This is a genomic window from Mitsuaria sp. TWR114 (assembly GCF_007997345.1).
Genome location: NZ_VOSR01000831.1, coordinates 1 through 2619, shown reverse-complemented (window position 1 = coordinate 2619; position 2619 = coordinate 1). Strand labels below are relative to the sequence as shown.

4 protein-coding genes are annotated in these 2619 nt (G+C 68.3%); all 4 read left to right on the top strand.

Features of this window, described 5'->3' with window-relative positions; genetic code table 11:
• On the top strand, nucleotides 1-567 hold a 567-nt coding region (locus FUT87_RS24690; RefSeq protein ID WP_147242709.1), incomplete at its 5' end, for a response regulator transcription factor.
• A gap of 168 nt (nucleotides 568-735) precedes the next feature.
• Nucleotides 736-1725 carry an alpha/beta fold hydrolase gene (locus FUT87_RS24685; protein WP_147242708.1) on the top strand — a complete coding sequence of 330 codons (990 nt, stop codon included), beginning with the start codon at nucleotides 736-738 and terminating at the stop codon, nucleotides 1723-1725.
• A gap of 97 nt (nucleotides 1726-1822) precedes the next feature.
• On the top strand, nucleotides 1823-2476 hold the full coding sequence (locus FUT87_RS24680; RefSeq protein ID WP_091730426.1) for a hydrolase: 654 nt from the start codon (nucleotides 1823-1825) through the stop codon (nucleotides 2474-2476).
• Nucleotides 2477-2505: 29 nt separating this feature from the next.
• On the top strand, nucleotides 2506-2619 hold a 114-nt coding region (locus tag FUT87_RS24675; RefSeq protein WP_147242707.1), incomplete at its 3' end, for a DUF1427 family protein.

Below are 2619 nucleotides of genomic sequence, written 5' to 3'. Positions count from 1 at the left end.
ATCGCCGCGGTGCTGGGCGAGCAACCCGACATGGCGCCGGTGGGCGAGGCGGCCGACGGCTGGCAGGGCCTGCAGGCCTTCGAGCGGCTGCGCCCCGACGTCACGCTGATGGACATCCAGATGCCGGGCATGGACGGCCTGGAGGCGCTGTCGCGGCTGCGCACGCTGAGCCCTGGCGCGCGGGTCATCGTGCTGACCACCTTCAAGGCCGATGCCCAGGCCTGGCAGGCGCTCAAGCTGGGCGCCTCGGGCTACCTGCTCAAGACGCAGCTGCGCACCGAGCTGCTGGACGCGATCCGCGCGGTGCATCGCGGGAACCGGTGGATCCCCAACGAGGTCGCCCAGGAGATCGCCGCGCACGCCGGCCAGGAGCAGCTCTCGGGGCGCGAGATCGACGTGCTCGAGCACATCGCGCAGGGCCTGAGCAACCGCGAGATCGGCGGCCTGCTCTCGCTGTCCGAGGACACGATCAAGGCGCGCGTGAAGATGATCCTGTCCAAGCTCGACGCCCGCGACCGCACCCACGCCGTCGTGCTGGCGCTCAAGCGCGGCCTGCTGCGCCTCTGAGCTCCCCCGAGCGTCCCCGCTCATTCCCTCTCCCCCGCGGGGGGAGAGGGCGAGGGTGAGGGGATCGTCCACCACCTGCCTCTGACGGGAGAGCGCTGGCTGCGCCATCGGCGGCTGTCGCGCCGGACATCGGTTTCCTAGGATGCCTTCATCCCTCGGAGACCCTCGATGACGATTCCTTCGACCCCCTCGGACCTCACCCGCCGCGACCTGCTCGCGCTGGGCGGCCAGCTCGCGCTCGCCGCGGCGCTGCCGCTGGCGCTGGCCGACGGCGCCGAGGCCGCGGCCTCTTCCTCCCCCTCCACCCCCTCGCAACACCCCCTACCAGGAGCCCCCATGAGCTACGTCACCACCAAGGACGGTACCCAGATCTTTTACAAGGACTGGGGCAGCGGCAAGCCCGTCGTCTTCTCCCACGGCTGGCCGCTGAGCAGCGACGCCTGGGAAGACCAGATGCTCTTCCTCGGCCAGAACGGCTTCCGCGTGATCGCCCATGACCGCCGCGGCCACGGCCGCTCCAGCCAGAGCTGGAACGGCAACGACATGGACACCTACGCCGACGACCTGGCCGCCGTGCTCGACAAGCTCGACATCAAGGACGCGATGCTGGTCGGCCACTCCACCGGTGGTGGCGAGGTCACCCGCTACGTCGGCCGCCACGGCGTCAAGCGCGTGTCCAAGGTCGTGCTGGTGGGCGCCGTGCCGCCGACGATGATGAAGTCCGCCGCCTACCCGAACGGCCTGCCCAAGGACGTCTTCGACGGCATCCGCGCCGGCGTGCAGAAGGACCGTTCGCAGTTCTACAAGGACCTGACGACGCCCTTCTTCGGCGCCAACCGCCCGAACGCGCAGGTCTCGCAAGGCATGCGCGACAGCTTCTGGCTGCAGGGCATGCAAGGCTCGCTGAAGTCGCAGTTCGACTGCATCAAGCAGTTCTCCGAGACCGACTTCACCGAGGACCTGAAGAAGATCACCGTGCCGACGCTGATCATCCACGGCGACGACGACCAGATCGTGCCGATCGGCAACTCCGCCGAGCTGTCGGTGAAGCTGGCCCCCAAGGCGACGCTCAAGGTCTACAAGGGCGGCAGCCATGGCCTGGCCGCCACCAGCAAGGACCAGCTGAACGCCGACCTGCTGGCCTTCGCGAAGTCCTGATCCCGCCAGTAGTCCGCTTCAACGATCCCCTCGAGGGTCCGCGCCGTTCTTCACCGCCGCGCGGACCTTCGTTTCCCCGTCCCTCCAGGAGACCCCCATGAGCAAGCTCGCCAAGGCCGTTCCCGGCGCCAAGTTGCTGAACCCCACCGACCACACGCTGGTCATGATCGACTTCCAGTCGCAGATGGCCTTCGCCACGCACTCGATCGATGCCAACAACCTGCGCACCCACGCCTCGCTGGTGGCGCAGGCGGCCGCCGGCTTCGGCGTGTCCACCATCCTGACCACGGTCGCCGAGAAGAGCTTCTCCGGCCCGATGTTCGACGAGGTCACCGCGCCCTTCCCCGGCAAGAAGATGCTGGACCGCACCTCGATGAACACCTGGGAGGATGTGGCGGTGATCGAGGAGATCAACCGCATCGGCAAGGACCGCATCGTGCTGGCCGGCCTGTGGACCAGCGTCTGCATCGTCGGTCCGGCGCTGTCGGCGATCGACCAGGGCTTCGAGGTCTACGTCATCACCGACGCCTGCGGCGACGTCTCGCTGGAAGCGCACAACCGCGCCGTCGAGCGCATGGTGCAAGCCGGCGCGCAGCCGATCACCTCGCTGCAGTACCTGCTGGAGCTGCAGCGCGACTGGGCTCGTGGCGAAACCTACGACATGACCACCGGCATCGCGAAGAAGGTCGGCGGCGCCTACGGCATCGGCATCAACTACGCCAAGACGATGTTCAACGCCCACGAGGGCTGAGCTTCGACGGCAGCGCAAAGGCGGTCCTCATGAATGCATATGTGTTGTCGGCCGCCGTGGGCCTGCTCGTCGGCGTGATCTACGGCCTGCTCAACGTGAGGTCGCCGGCGCCGCCGGTGATCGCGCTGGTGGGCCTGCTGGGC

Excerpts from the sequence above, each read along its gene's own strand:
- FUT87_RS24685 (WP_147242708.1), top strand. The coding sequence starts at position 736 with ATGACGATTCCTTCGACCCCCTCGGACCTCACCCGCCGCGACCTGCTC.
- FUT87_RS24680 (WP_091730426.1), top strand. The coding sequence starts at position 1,823 with ATGAGCAAGCTCGCCAAGGCCGTTCCCGGCGCCAAGTTGCTGAACCCC.